This is a genomic window from Amnibacterium sp. (genome assembly GCF_036559085.1).
Classification (GTDB): domain Bacteria; phylum Actinomycetota; class Actinomycetes; order Actinomycetales; family Microbacteriaceae; genus Amnibacterium.
The window spans coordinates 81,355-93,863 of record NZ_DATBTU010000070.1 but is presented as its reverse complement, the minus strand read 5'-3'; the positions used below and the strand labels follow the sequence as shown (position 1 = coordinate 93,863).

Here is a 12,509-nt window from a genome sequence, read left to right as displayed (position 1 = left end):
GCGCCGCGCCGCCGGCGGATCGCCGAACCCGATCTCGAGCAGGAGCCGTCCGGCGCGGCGTGACTCCGCGGGATCCTCTCCTCCACAGGGGCCTTTCGGGAGTGCTGTCGGGGAGAACGAATCCCTGGTCGGTCGCGTGTCTCGGTCGCTGGGGAGTGTCGGTGGCCGGTGTCACGATGTGCGCATGCAGGACCACGGGCAGCTCGGGCAGGCGACCACCGTCGTCGGCGAGATGCCGTGGGGTCCGGCCGGGATGGGTGACCGGCAACTCCTCGAGGACGCCGAAGCGTGGGAAGCCTTGGGCCGGCTCGTGGATGCTCGCCGGGTCGCGATCGCCGGGGAGATCGCGTGGCGGTCGCGCGAGCAGCTGGGCGAGCACGGCCTCGCCCGACGCTCCGGCGACCGCGACTCCACCGACCTGGTCGCCCGCGAACTCCTGATCGGCGGCCGCGAAGCCCGGAAACGGACCGTCCTCGGCCTGAGGATCCGTTCACGCTTGTCGATGCAGGGTGGGGAACTGCCCGGCCGGTGGGCGCATGTCGGCGCGGCGCTCGCACCCGGGACGATCAGCGTCGACGCCGCACGCGTCATCGTGGATGCGCTCGGTTCCATCGCCCGACGGGCGGACGCGGAAGAACTCGAGATCGCCGAAGCCGCGCTGGTCGAGAACGCGACCTCGACCTCCCCGGACCTTCTCCGTGTGCAGGCCGAGGTGTGGCAGGCCCGGCTCGACCCGGACGGGGCGAAGCCGGCGGAGGACGCCGCGCACCGCAACCGCGGGATCACGGTCGGGATCGAAGGTTCCGACGGGATCACCCGCTCGGTCCTCCTCACCGCGACCGAGGAGACCGCCCTCTTACGGGCGATCTTCGACGCCAACCGGCGAGGCGTGCAGTGGAAGCAGCAGCCCGCGGAGGACTGCGACGACGACACCGAATGGCACGAAGTCGGCGAGGACCGCACCAAGGCCCAGTACGACCACGCTCCCTCTTCGCGATCTTGAGGGCGGGCCTCGGCGTCGACCCCGACAAGCCCAGCAAGGCACCCGAGCCCGAGGTCGTGATCCACGTCGACGCGGCCGACCTCGCCAACCGGGACGGACGGCGAACCGCTGCACCTGGGCCGGAAGAAGCGCGGCTTCAGCCGCGCCCAACGCCGGGCCCTCGCCGCCCGAGACGGCGGGTGCGCGTTCCCCGGCTGCCGGGCCCCGGTCGCGTGGACGGGGGCGCATCACATCGCGTGGTGGAAACGCGACCACGGCCCCTCCGATATCGAGAACGGGATCCTGCTCTGCTCGTTCCACCACCACCTGATCCACTCGAGTGACGAGTGGGAGATCCGGGTCCACGAACACGTCCCCCACCTCGTCCCGAAACGGTGGCGAGGCACACCGCTGAAACGACACCGGATGCAGCAGCACCGCATCCGCAGCACCCGAAGTTCCGCACGAAGCACCGCGCCACCCGGGTGAGCCTGGGCGCGGCCGGGAGACGGCCGGAACCGCCTCGATCCTCCAGGGCGCCCGGCGGCAAGGACATCGACAGGGGTCGAAGCCGACTGCGGCCCGACGCCCAGGGTTCGGTCACCATCGCGACGCAGAGTGAGAGGGATGCCGAGCCGAACAGAGACGATGACCGATTCCTCCGCTGCTCCCCCTTCCGACACCTCTGCAGCGCTCGCGCGCGACGCAGGGATCGACCTCGTGCGGGTGCTCGGCCTCATCGCTGTCGTCGTCGGGCACGTCTACGCCACGGTTCCGCTCGTGCGCGAGCTCACCTACAGCTGGCATATGCCGGTGTTCTTCTTCCTGACCGGATATCTCTGGAATCCCCGCCGGGACCTCCGGTCCGAGTGGCGCGCCCGCCTGAAGTCCCTGATGCTCCCCTACCTGGTCTGGGTGGTCATCCTCTTCGCCATCTACGCCGTCTGGGCCGCGGTCACGCCGGGGTCGATCGATCCCGGCCGTCTCGGCGATGCGCTGCTCGGCGGCGCGAACGCGGGCTCGCCGTTCGTCACGCTCTGGTTCGTCTCGGCGCTCTTCTTCGTGGCGTTGCTGTTCCGTGCAGTCTGCCGGCTGCCGGCCGCGGCCCAGTGGGGCGCGGCCGTCCTCGGCGTGGCCGCCGGCGCGCTCTTCCCGCACGCCCTCTCGGACTCGCCGCTCGCGATCGGCATGGCGCTGCCCTGCCTGATCTTCGTGGTCGCAGGCGCCGCCTTCCAGTCCGTCCGCCATCGCATCACGAGGCCGGTCCTGGTCGGCCTTCCGGTGCTCGGCGTCTCCGTCGCGCTCGTCCTCCTCCAGGCTGCGAAGCCGGTCGACCTCAAGCACCTCGACTTCGGGACTCCGGTGGTCAGCGTCGCCGTCGCGGTCGCGATCTCCGCCTCACTGCTGCTCCTCGCCGAGCCCGCGATGCGCCAAGCACCTGCGCGCTTCGGCCGGTGGATGACCCTCCTTGCGCTCGCGTCGCTGACCGTCGTCTTCCTGCATCCGATGCTGATGTGGTTCGTCCACCCGGAGAGCCTTCTCCTGAAGTTCCTGATCGTCCTGGCTGTGCCGTGGGCACTCGGCGTCGCCGCGGCCTACACGCCCGCCACGCGCTGGCTGAACGGCGCGAAGCTGCGGGTGCAGGCGCCCCGTCAGCGGTCGGTCTCGGCTTCCTGAGCTCCGGCCTCGGGGCCGGGCTGATCGCCACGAGCGGCAGCTGCTCCACGACACGGCGTCGCTCCGCCTCGCTCCCTCCGTATCGCCGGCCGATCAGGCGGCCGAGGACCATCCGGACGAGCGCCGCCGCGAAGCGGTTGCGGCGCTCGTAGGAGGCGAGGGCAGCAGCCGCCTCCTCCGTCTCGAGGATGCGGATCGCCGGGCGGAACCGGCGCCGCCCGACGATGACCTCGCGGCCGCCGCCCGCTTGCAGGTTGTGCAGCCAGCCGGTCGACCGGCCGAACCCTGCCATGACCACGTAGGCGTCCTCGCCGGGCCGCCGGTCGACCACCTCCACGACGGTGCGGTACACCCGACCGCTCCGTCGGCCGACGTGGGTCAGCATCAGGAACCGATCGCCGAGGAGCGGGCCGAGCCCCGCGCGGTAGAGGAGCACCGGTGCCCCGAGCAGCCGCCGCAGGACCGGGCCCGGACGTCGCGTCGTCACCACGCCGAGGCCGCCCGGTTCTCCGCGTCGGCCGGCGTCAGGCCGTCGCGGGCACGTCCGCCGGCCAGCGCAGCAGCGCGGCGACCGGGTCGCCGCCGAGGTCGCCGGCGCGAGCCGAGAGCACGGTGGCGTCGGTGGCCAGTGCGGCGCGGATGATCGCCTCCGCGGCGGGCACCCGGCCGACGATGCCGGCCGCGATCGCATCCGACTCGTCGGTCGCGATCCAGGGCACGTCGTCGAGCGCGACGAGGGTCTCGCCCCCGAGGCGGTCGGTGTCGAGCAGGACCGTGTCGACCTGCGCCTGCCGGAGCGCCTCGACGACCGCCGCGACGCCGGTGCCCGCGGCGCTGCGAGGCTGCCCGAGCCGCGTGCGCAGCAGGTCGAGGAGCGACTCCTCGTCGCGCCGCAGCAGCTCTCCGATCTGCTGCTCGGTGAACTCGGTGAGCGCCGAAGGATCCGCCCCGCCGGAGCGCGTGTCCTTCGCCAGCTCGACGGCGATGCCGCGGCTGCGCTCGGCGAGCGCGTCGAGCAGCAGCCCGCGCGCCTTGATGTCGCCCGCGACGACGAGGAGGCGGGGGCGGTGCTCGAGCACCAGCCGGTCGACCTCCGCGGACAGCTCCGTCTGGGTCTGCTTCCAGATCTCCTCGACGTGCTCCTGCTGGTTCAGGTGCGCCCAGCCGCCGCCCTTCACCTTGTGCAGCGTGTCGGTGCGCCCCTGCATGGTGCTGCGCGACTCGGGGAAGAAGGCGCCGGTGCGGTGCACGGCGATGTCCCCGCCGTCCCGGGACACCTGCACGGTCAGGTACGTGAAGTCCTCCACGCCCGAGCGGATGAGCGGCGCGATCAGCGGCACCGGACCGACCTCGATAAGCTCCTCCCCCGCCTGCACGCCGGGGATCGTCTCGTCGATCACGACCTGGTCGTCCTTCGCCAGCAGGTACCGGCAGAGCGGGCTCGGCAGCCCCGTCGGCTCGGTGAGCCGGTCCGACACGCCGGCTGCTGCGGCGTCGGACGCACCGAGCTCGTGCAGCCGATCGCGGACCGCGCGTCGCCGCGACTCCTGCAGACCCTCCGGGTTCTCCCGGTCGTTCGAGAGGTCGAGGTAGACGGTGCTCCACCGTCCCTGCTGCCGCACCGTTTCCGTCAGCCGCGCCCGCAGTCCTGCCGTCATCGTCGTCGCTCCTTCCGACCGGCCGATGCCGCGGTGTCGGCGAGATGCCGGTCTCGTCGCATCCGACGCTAGGCCGATCGATGCCGATCCGGAACTGGGTTCACCCCTTTTGACGCCCGCTCCCAGAGCCGTCGGAGCCGGAACGGCTCAGCCGGCCGCGGGCAGCGGCGAGGGGGCGCAGGTGGCGTCCGCGGTGCGTCCGGCCGCGCGCGCCGGAAGCGAGCCGTCGTCGAGGTACCGGGCGATCGTCGCGTCCACGCAGTGGTTGCCGGACAGCGAGTCCGCATGGGTGACGCCGCCCGGCTCGGCGAGCAGCCGCGCCCTCGGGAACAGGGACCGCACCTCGAGGCTGCCCTCGTACGGCGTCGCCGCGTCGAGCGTCTGATCGACGAGCAGGGTCGGCGGCGCATCCGTTCCGTCGATGGTCACGCGCGTGTGCGGCTTCGCCGGCCAGGTGCGGCACGGCATGTTGAACCAGGTGTTCGGCCACGTCTGGAACGAGGCCTTGGCGTCGGTCCTGGCCGAGTCCCGCTGCCAGGTCTGGAAGCCGGTGGGCCACGAGGTGTCGGTGCACTCGACCGCGAGGTAGACCGCGTAGCCGTTGTCGTCCTGCGGCGAGTCGACGGCGCGCCACTCGTCGATCATCCGGCTCGGATCCCCCGCCACGAGCCTCGCCAGGTCGCCGGCGATGCCGGGGTACTCGGCCGCGTAGTAGCCCGCCTCGAGCACCGTGTCGGCGAGCTCGTCCGGGCCGAGGACGCCGGCCGCCGGTGACGCCGCGAGGGCCTGCGCGATCCGGCCGTACTGCTGCTCCACCGCCACGGTCGTCGAGCCCAGGTGGTAGACGTCGTCGTGCTGCGCCACCCACGCGAAGAAGCGCTCGATCGTGGTCTGGAACGCGACGTCCTGGTCGAGGTTCGCGCCGTACCAGACGCGCCGCGGGTCGACGTTCGAGTCGAGCACCATCCGGTCGACCTCGGACGGGAACAGCGTCGCGAACACCTGCCCGAGGTACGTGCCGTAGGAGTAGCCGTAGAAGCTGATCCGGGGGGCCCCGAGGGCGAGCCGGAGGTACTCCATGTCCTTCGCGGCGTCCTCGGTCGTCATGTGGTCGAGCAGGGCGCCGGCCCGGTCCGCGCAGGCGGAGGCGTAGGCGGCGCTCCGCTGCAGCCAGGTGGCGACGGTGCCCGTGGTCGGCGGGGCGTAGAGCGGTCGTGGGCCGTTCTCGTAGCCCGGGTCGCAGCTGAGCCGCGGCGTCGAGGCGCCGACGCCGCGCGGGTCGAAGCCGATCCAGTCGTATCGGAGGCCCGCCCCACCGGGCACCCGGGGGCCGAGCCGTGCGAGCCCGAGGCCGCTGGCGCCGGGGCCTCCCGGGTTGACGAGCATGGGGCCCTCGTACGGCTGCTCGGTGTGGCGCAGCCGCGAGATCGCGAGGTGGACGCGCTTCCCGTCCTTCGGCGAGTCCCAGTCCCGCGGCACGTCGACCGTCGCGCACTCGAGGCCGTGCAGGTCGGAGCCGGAGCAGGCGTGCCAGGCGATGGGTGCCGGCTTCGGCCACGCCTTCTCGGACTGCTCGGCCGTCGTGCTGCGGGACGGCGACGGCAGCGCTGCCGGATGCGCGGCGTGAAGGGCGTCGAACCCGAGGCCGAGGCCCGCGACGAGTGCGCAGACGAGCCCGACGACGAGGATCGCGGTGATCAGCGGATGGCGGCGCACGCTCAGATCCGCTCGTCGGTGGCCGCGTCGGCGACGCCGCCGAACCAGCGGTCCAGCACGTCCTGGAACACCGGCTCGCCGGGCGCCGCGCGGGCGAAGAGCGTCATCGAGGAGCGGAGCTTCTGCGCGTCGATCGGTCCGAGCAGGGCCTCCGCGTCGGCCGCGGGCGCGTCCCGCACCACCGCGGCGGTCTCCCTCAGGCGCGGCCCGAGCACCGGGTGCGCGAGGTAGGCGCGCGCCTCGTCGAGCGAGCGGATGGCGTAGTGGCGCGCGGTGGGGCTGGACCCGAGCCCCGCGATCTGCGGCAGCACGAACCACATCCAGTGGCGCCGCTTCGCGCCGGCCCGCAGCTCCGCGAGCGCGCGGTCGTACGTGCCGTCCTCGTCCTGCGCCTCGACGAAGCGCTGCAGGTCGTCCCCGTCGCTCATGCGGCGGTCCGGGAGGGCAGCGGCAGCCACGTCAGCACCCGCTGGATCATCCGATCCCAGGCCTCCCAGTCGTGGTGCCCCGGCCCCTCCTCCACCACGATCGGCAGGCCGAGCGTGCGCGCGTGCTCGGCGAACCGGCGGTTCTCGGACAGCAGCTCGTCCTCGGTGCCGCACCACTGGTAGAGCGGCGGGCACTCCCCCGGCTCGAGCGCCTCGGCGAGGGCGAACAGCTCGTCGCCGGCCTCCGTCGCCGACTCCGGGTCGCCGAACGTGGTCCGCCACTCCCGGGCGGTCCAGTCCGCGTCGAGCACGTCGAGCTTGCCGGACAGGCTCGCGGCCGCCGCCAGGTCCTGAGGGCGACGGAGCGCCCACTTCAGGGCGCCGTATCCGCCCATCGACAGTCCTGCGGCGAAGGTGTCCTCGCGGCGATCGGAGATCGGGAAGAAGGAGCGCATCACCGCGGGCAGCTCCTCGGTGAGGAACGTCCAGTAGTCGTATCCGGCCGCCTGATCGGTGTAGAAGCCCCGGTGTCCGGTCGGCATCACGACCGCGAGGTCCGTCGCGGCGAGGTACCGCTCGATGGAGGTGCGCCTCGTCCATGCCGTGTGGTCGTCCGACCGGCCGTGCAGCAGGTAGAGGACCGGATGCGCGGATCCGCCGGCGACGCCGCCCATCCCCACCTGCCTCGTCGTCGCCTGCGGCAGCAGCACCGTCGCCTCGGTGGACTGACCCAGCACATCGGAGAAGAACTCGCAGCGGATCAGGGCCATGCGGGCCATTCTCCCTGGCTGCGGTGGTTCGATCGGTGCATGGCGGTCGCGCGGCGCTTCACGGTGACGGGGCAGGTGCAGGGCGTGGGCTTCCGGTGGGCGGCCCAGGGCGAGGCGGAGCGGCTCGGGCTGGTGGGCCGGGTGCGGAACCGCACCGACGGCGCCGTCGAGATCACGGCGCAGGGCGACGAGGCCGCGATGCAGCGCTTCAGCGACTGGCTCGAGCAGGGCCCGCGGTGGGCGGAGGTGGCCGATGTCGACGTCGAGCCCATCGACCCGATCACGGCCACCTCCTTCGAGATCACCCGCTGACGCGCACCCAGGCGGCCGCGTCCGACGGCAGCAGGCCGTCCTCGAGCGGCGCGCTCGCGAGCAGCACCTCGCCGGCGGGCAGGGGTGCTGCCTCGGTGCCGAGGTTCACGACGACGTGCCATCCACCCGACCGCTCGAAGTGGAGCACCTCGGCGGCGGAGTCCTGCCACTGCAGCGCCGGCCCCGTGTGCAGCGTGTGGCGCAGCGCGAGCGCCGCCCGGTAGAGCTCGAGCATCGAGCCGGCGTCGCCGTCCTCGACGGATGCCGCGTGCTCGGCGAACCAGGCCGGCTGCGGCAGGTGCGCCCCGCCCGTGCCGAAGCCGAACGACGGACCCTCCGCGGTCCACGGCAGCGGCACGCGGCAGCCGTCGCGGCCCTTCTCGGTGTGCTGCGAACGCAGCCAGATCGGGTCCTCGAGGTCGTCGCGGGCGAGGTCCGCGACCTCGCGGAGGCCGAGCTCCTCGCCCTGGTACACGTAGGCGGATCCGGGCAGCGCGAGCAGCAGCAGCACGGCGGCGCGGGCGCGGCGGGCGCCGAGCGCGACGTCCTCGACCGGCTCGGCGCCGTCGGAGAGCAGCCAGGCGTTCAGGTCGGTGCCCGCGGGCAGCCCGAACCGGCTCGCGTGCCGCACGACGTCGTGGTTCGAGAACGTCCACGTCGAGGAGGCGCCGGCCGCGGTCGCCCGCTCGAGGCTGTCGACGATCACCTCGCGGAACTGGGCCGCATCCCAGTCCGCCTTGACGAGGTCGAACTCGAACGCCTGCCCCAGCTCGTCGGGCTTCGCGTAGAGGACCCGGCGCTCCACCGGCACCCAGGCCTCGGCGACGGCGGTGCGGGGCGGGTCGTACTCCTCGAACACCCGGCGCCAGCCGCGGTAGATCTCGTGCACGTCGTCGCGGTCGAACAGCGGGTTCGTGCCGTCGATCTCGATGTCCATCGAGTTCACGTGCGGGTGGCTGCGCAGCGGCTCGCCGAGGTCCTTCGCGAGCGCGTGGGCGACGTCGACGCGGAAGCCGTCGACGCCACGGTCCGACCAGAAGCGGAGCGTGCGGTGGAAGTCCTCCCGCACCTCCTCGTGCTCCCAGTTCCAGTCCGGCTGCTCGGGCGCGAAGAGGTGCAGGTACCACTGGCCGTCCGGCACGCGCGTCCAGGCGCTGCCGCCGAAGTGCGACACCCAGTCCGACGGCGGCAGCTCGCCGTGCTCGCCGAGGCCGTCGCGGAAGACGTAGCGGTCGCGCTCCGGGGAGCCCGGTCCGGCGGCGAGCGCCGCCCGGAACCACTCGTGCCGGTCGGACGAGTGGTTCGGCACGATGTCGACGATCACGCGGACGCCCGCGGCGTGCGATGCCGCGACGACCTCGTCGAACTGCTGGAGGGTGCCGATCCGCGGATCCACGTCCCGGTAGTCGTCCACGTCGTAGCCGCCGTCGGCGAGCGCCGACGGGTAGAACGGCGACAGCCAGATCGCATCCACGCCGAGGCGCTCGAGGTACGGGATGCGGTCGATCAAGCCGGCGAAGTCGCCGATCCCGTCGCCGTTCCCGTCGGCGAAGCTGCGTGGGTACACCTGGTAGACGACGGCGTCGCGCCACCAGGTCGGGTCGGTCAGGTCGGTCCGGTCACGCTCAGGCACGGCCATCGATCCTAGGGACGCTCGGAGGGATCTCACCCGACGCGCGGAGGGAGATCGCCGAGCATCCGGGTATGGCACTCACCCCCAGGACCGCGATCGTCACCGGATCCGACTCGGGCATCGGCAAGGCGACCGCCGTGGCGCTCGCCGAGGCCGGCCTCGACGTCGGCATCACCTACTTCGGCGACGAGGAGCGCGAGGGCGCCGAGGGCACCGCGGACGAGGTGCGGGCGCTCGGCCGGAACGCCGTCGTGGTGCAGCTCGACGTGCGCGACCTCGAGCACGCCGGCGACGTCGTCGACCATCTCGCGGACGAGCTCGGCGGCGTCGACGTGTTCGTGAACAACGCCGGCACGGGCGACAACGCCCCCTTCCTCGACATGACGCTCGACCAGTGGCGCAACACCGTGGCGACCGACCTCGACGGGGCCTTCGTCGTGATCCAGCGGGCCGCTCGCCGGATGGTCGCGGCCGGGAACGGCGGGCGGATCATCGCGATCACGAGCGTCCACGAGCACCAGCCGCGGGTCGGCTCCGCCGGCTACGACGCCGCGAAACACGGCCTCGGCGGCCTGATCAAGACGATCGCGCTCGAGCTCGGGCAGCACGGCATCACCGCGAACGCCGTCGCGCCTGGGGAGATCGCGACCCCGATGACCGGCATGGAGGACCAGGACCCGCACGAGGTGCACCGTCCCGGCGTGCCGCTCGGCCGGCCGGGCGCCGCGCAGGAGATCGCTGCGGTCGTGGCCTTTCTCGCCTCGCCGGCTGCGAGCTACGTGACCGGCGCCTCCTGGCCCGTCGACGGCGGCATGCTGCAGATGGGCCCGCAGGCCGGCTCCCACATCACGAGCGACGACTGGCGCGCCGCCGGCTGACTGCTTCTCCCATCGCGCCGTTCCGGAGAAATCAGGCGACACGCCGCGTCCGGGGAGCGATCGGCGGCGTGTCGCGCAGGAACTCCGGAACGGCGCGATTCCTGGGGCGTCAGGCGAAGCGGACCGCGGCTTGCAGCCGGGTGCGCACCTCGAAGATCTCGGTGCCGCCGACGGCGCGGCCGTCGGGCAGCCCGTCGCGGAGGGCGGTGAGCAGCGTCGAGGCCTGCAGCACGACCAGCTCCGCGCCGCGGGAGGAGCCGAGCGACTCGGCCGGCGTGGTGAGCGCCTCGTCCGGGAGCACGAGCAGCAGCCCCGTGAACCGCACCCGCGCGGCCCGGGCGATCGCCCGAGCCCGCTGGGCGAGCTCGTGCATCGGCCGCTCCCCCGCGAGCGCGTCGCCGGTGAGCTCCCCCCGGCGCACCCCGACGGGGCCGCCGAAGTCCTCGGACTGGATGGCGAAGAGGCCGGTCGGTCCGAGCACGAGGTGGTCGACCTTGTCGTCGGAGCTGCCCGCCGCCACGTCGTGCCACACGGTGTAGCCGATGCCGAGGGTCGCGAGGCGGCGTGCCGTCGCCTCCTCGGCGAGCGCGTCGGCGAGCAGGTGGCGGATCTCGCGGGGTGCGCGCCGCACGAGCACCGGGTCGTAGGGGTCCGGGATCGCGACGCCGCGCCCGACCCACTCCCCCAGCAGCTGCAGGTAGCGCTCGCGCCGCCAGCCGCCCGGATGCCCGTAGGCGCGGGCCGTGGGCCGGTGGTGCTGCGGGCCGTCCGCCCGGGGCGGCGCCCAGGCCGGCCCCTCCTCGGCGGCGACGTGCCCCGCGTCGTAGCGGCGGCGGGCGTCGGGGCTGCCGATCCGCTCCCAGGCGGCCTGCACGGCGATGAAGCGCTGCGGATCGCCCCCGGTGTCGGGGTGCGTCTCGCGCAGCAGTCGCCGGTACGCGCGCCGCAGGTCCTCGTCGGACGCCGCCGCCGGGATCCCCAGCACCTCGTATGGCGACGCCGACATGGGGCTGTCGGGCATCGCGCCTCCTGAACCGTCGTGTCGGATCGACGGTACCGGAGCCGGGAACGCTCCCTGCGGCCGCTCGCGATCCGCTTGGGCGATGTCCAGCGGTGCGGCTCAGCGGATGGCGGCCCGCCAGAACCCCACGTGCGGTGCGCGTGCCTCGTCCTCGAGCGCGGGGCCGGTGACGGCGATCCGCCGCTGCCCCGCGCCGAGCACGGTGCGGGACGGCAGGTCGAGGGTCGGGTTGCCCGGGTCGTCGAAGGTGAGCGCCTTCAGCGACGACTCCGCGAGCGCGAAGGCGACCGCGCCGATGCCGGCCCAGTAGATCGCGCCGGCGCACATCGCGCACGGCTCGCAGCTCGTGACGAGGGTCGTCGCCGCGAGCCGCTCGGGCGGCAGCTCGCGCCAGGCGAGGCGCACCAGGTTCGTCTCTGCGTGCCCGGTGATGTCGCGGTCGGTCACCACCGTGTTCTCCGCCTCGAGCAGCACACGCCCGCTCGCGTCCGCGAGCAGCGCACCGAACGGATGGTTGCCGTGCGCCCGCGCGTCGGCGGCGATCGTGATCGCCCGGCGCAGCAGCGGCTCGAGCGTCTCGGTCACGGGGTGCCGAGCCAGCCGGCCGTCTGGTTGAGCACGCGGGAGCCGTCGAGGTCGGCGAGCGACAGGCCGGCGAAGGCGACCGCCGCATCCGAGGTCTGCCAGCGGAACCGCGGAGCGCTCGTGGTGGCCGCCTCGACGATCACCCCTGCGGCGCCCTCCGGCGTCTGCGCCGCGGCGAAGGCCGCCGACGTGCGCTCGAGGTAGGCCGCGAGCAGCGGCGCGTACGGATCGTCCGAGGCTGCGCGGTCGCGCCCGGCGACGTTCGCGACGAAGGCGCTGCCCACCGCGGCGGGCTCCACGATCGACACCGTCACCCCGAAGCGGGCGGCGACCGGGGCGAGGGACTGCATCAGCCCCTCGACGGCGAACTTCGCGGCGCAGTACGCATCCGCGAACGGCTGGCCGACGGCCCCGCCGACGCTCGTGACGGTGACGATGCGGCCCGATCCCGCCGCCCGCATCCCGGGGAGCACGAGGCGGGTCAGCCGGGCGACCGCGAGGTAGTTCACGTCGAGCTGCGCCTGCAGCGCCGCGTCGTCGAGCTGCTCCAGGGTGCCGAGCGAGCCCTGCCCCGCGTTGTTCACGAGCACGTCGATCGTCCCGAGCCGGGCGACGAGCTCCGCCGACGCTGCCGCGTCCGTGACGTCGAGCGCGGCGACCTCGACCTCGACGCCGGCAGCCTCGGCCGCGGCGAGCAGCGCATCCGCTCGGCGGGGGTCGCGCATCGTGGCGACCACCCGATGGCCGGCGGTGGCGAGCCCGACGGCGGTGGCGAGGCCGATGCCGGTGGACGTCCCGGTGACGAGTGCGGTGGGCATGGCCGAACGGTAGCGCGAAGCGCAAGGCGCA

13 protein-coding genes and 1 pseudogene are annotated in these 12,509 nt (G+C 73.5%); 5 read left to right on the top strand and 9 right to left on the bottom strand.

Features of this window, described 5'->3' with window-relative positions; translation table 11 throughout:
• Positions 1-184 precede the first annotated feature (184 nt).
• The 3 genes from VIG76_RS12990 (at position 185) to VIG76_RS12980 (ending at position 2,659) form a co-directional block, all read left to right on the top strand.
• Positions 185-1,003 (top strand): DUF222 domain-containing protein, encoded by an 819-nt coding sequence (locus VIG76_RS12990; protein WP_331954821.1) that lies wholly within the window; start codon positions 185-187, stop codon positions 1,001-1,003.
• 108 nt (positions 1,004-1,111) lie between these two features.
• A complete protein-coding gene (locus VIG76_RS12985; protein WP_331954825.1) occupies positions 1,112-1,471 on the top strand; it encodes an HNH endonuclease signature motif containing protein in 360 nt (119 codons plus the stop codon).
• Between the two features lie 159 nt (positions 1,472-1,630).
• Positions 1,631-2,659: an acyltransferase family protein gene (locus VIG76_RS12980; protein ID WP_331954819.1), complete on the top strand. Its 1,029-nt coding sequence runs from the start codon at positions 1,631-1,633 to the stop codon at positions 2,657-2,659.
• Between the two features lie 148 nt (positions 2,660-2,807).
• On the opposite strand, the pseudogene VIG76_RS15200 reads toward VIG76_RS12980, so the two are convergent.
• The 5 genes and pseudogenes from VIG76_RS15200 to VIG76_RS12960 all read right to left on the bottom strand — a co-directional run.
• Positions 2,808-3,095, bottom strand: a pseudogene (locus tag VIG76_RS15200) (nitroreductase family deazaflavin-dependent oxidoreductase); the annotation flags it as partial.
• 88 nt (positions 3,096-3,183) lie between these two features.
• Positions 3,184-4,317: a baeRF2 domain-containing protein gene (locus VIG76_RS12975; protein WP_331954817.1), complete on the bottom strand. Its 1,134-nt coding sequence runs from the start codon at positions 4,315-4,317 to the stop codon at positions 3,184-3,186.
• Between the two features lie 147 nt (positions 4,318-4,464).
• Positions 4,465-6,033 carry an alpha/beta hydrolase gene (locus VIG76_RS12970; protein ID WP_331954815.1) on the bottom strand — a complete coding sequence of 523 codons (1,569 nt, stop codon included), beginning with the start codon at positions 6,031-6,033 and terminating at the stop codon, positions 4,465-4,467.
• Positions 6,034-6,035: 2 nt separating this feature from the next.
• Positions 6,036-6,461 carry a DUF1810 domain-containing protein gene (locus VIG76_RS12965; protein WP_331954813.1) on the bottom strand — a complete coding sequence of 142 codons (426 nt, stop codon included), beginning with the start codon at positions 6,459-6,461 and terminating at the stop codon, positions 6,036-6,038.
• Positions 6,458-7,231: an alpha/beta hydrolase gene (locus tag VIG76_RS12960; RefSeq protein ID WP_331954811.1), complete on the bottom strand. Its 774-nt coding sequence runs from the start codon at positions 7,229-7,231 to the stop codon at positions 6,458-6,460. Before VIG76_RS12960 ends, VIG76_RS12965 begins: the two co-directional genes overlap by 4 nt.
• Positions 7,232-7,270: 39 nt before the next feature.
• Between VIG76_RS12960 and VIG76_RS12955 the strand changes: the two genes are divergently transcribed.
• Positions 7,271-7,543 (top strand): acylphosphatase, encoded by a 273-nt coding sequence (locus VIG76_RS12955; protein ID WP_331954809.1) that lies wholly within the window; start codon positions 7,271-7,273, stop codon positions 7,541-7,543.
• On the opposite strand, the gene VIG76_RS12950 is transcribed toward VIG76_RS12955, so the two are convergent.
• Positions 7,533-9,182, bottom strand: coding sequence for a glycoside hydrolase family 13 protein (locus VIG76_RS12950; protein WP_331954807.1), 1,650 nt, complete (start codon positions 9,180-9,182; stop codon positions 7,533-7,535). The genes VIG76_RS12955 and VIG76_RS12950 overlap by 11 nt on opposite strands.
• Before the next feature lie 65 nt (positions 9,183-9,247).
• On the opposite strand from VIG76_RS12950, the gene VIG76_RS12945 reads away from it, so the two are divergent.
• Positions 9,248-10,054 carry an SDR family oxidoreductase gene (locus VIG76_RS12945; protein ID WP_331954805.1) on the top strand — a complete coding sequence of 269 codons (807 nt, stop codon included), beginning with the start codon at positions 9,248-9,250 and terminating at the stop codon, positions 10,052-10,054.
• Positions 10,055-10,163: 109 nt separating this feature from the next.
• On the opposite strand, the gene VIG76_RS12940 is transcribed toward VIG76_RS12945, so the two are convergent.
• The 3 genes from VIG76_RS12940 to VIG76_RS12930 all read right to left on the bottom strand — a co-directional run bounded on the left by VIG76_RS12940 (position 10,164) and on the right by VIG76_RS12930 (position 12,478).
• Positions 10,164-11,075 carry a DnaJ domain-containing protein gene (locus VIG76_RS12940; protein WP_331954803.1) on the bottom strand — a complete coding sequence of 304 codons (912 nt, stop codon included), beginning with the start codon at positions 11,073-11,075 and terminating at the stop codon, positions 10,164-10,166.
• A gap of 99 nt (positions 11,076-11,174) precedes the next feature.
• Complete coding sequence (locus tag VIG76_RS12935) at positions 11,175-11,660, bottom strand: nucleoside deaminase (RefSeq protein ID WP_331954801.1); 486 nt, start codon at positions 11,658-11,660, stop codon at positions 11,175-11,177.
• Positions 11,657-12,478, bottom strand: coding sequence for an SDR family NAD(P)-dependent oxidoreductase (locus tag VIG76_RS12930; protein ID WP_331954799.1), 822 nt, complete (start codon positions 12,476-12,478; stop codon positions 11,657-11,659). The genes VIG76_RS12935 and VIG76_RS12930 overlap by 4 nt, the downstream gene beginning before the upstream one ends.
• Positions 12,479-12,509 lie beyond the last annotated feature (31 nt).